General features: G+C 64.7%; 1 protein-coding gene. It reads left to right on the plus strand.

The window, feature by feature from the left end; all coding sequences use genetic code 11:
* Positions 1-511, plus strand: a 511-nt coding sequence (locus tag EN750_RS38405) for an ATP-binding cassette domain-containing protein (protein WP_145968394.1), incomplete at its 5' end; no start/stop codon positions are given.
* Between the last annotated feature and the right edge of the window lie 7 nt (positions 512-518).

The raw sequence follows: 518 nt of genomic DNA on the forward strand, positions 1-518 counted from the left end.
CCTGGTGCCGGAAGACCGCAAATCCGAAGGCCTGTTCCTGAAACTGTCGGGCAGCCAGAACGCCACGCTGCCGGTGATATCGCGCTTCACACGGCTAGGCCTTGTCGACGCGCAGGCTGAGACCCGCTCCGTCGAGGCGGCATTCGCCACTGTCGAGGTCGACCGTCGGGCGCTGTGGACGCGGGCCGGTGCGTTTTCCGGCGGCAACCAGCAGAAGATCGCCATCGCCAAATGGCTGGTGGCGCAGAGCCGCATCCTGCTGTTGTTCGATCCCACCCGAGGCATCGACGTCGGCACCAAGCACGAGCTTTATGTGATGATGCGAAATTATGTGGCTTCGGGCGGTTCGATCCTGCTGCACTCGACGGAGATCCCCGAACTCGTTCACCAATGCGACAGGGTCCTGGTCCTCTATGACGGGCGCATCGCCGCCGAACTCGAAGGCGACGCCATCACCGAACCGGCCATCATGCGCCCGGCGCTTGGCCATGCCGGGGAAGCCGCCGCATGAGCAGCGC

This window comes from Mesorhizobium sp. M7A.F.Ca.ET.027.03.2.1 (assembly GCF_003999175.1).
Taxonomy (GTDB): Bacteria; Pseudomonadota; Alphaproteobacteria; order Rhizobiales; family Rhizobiaceae; genus Mesorhizobium.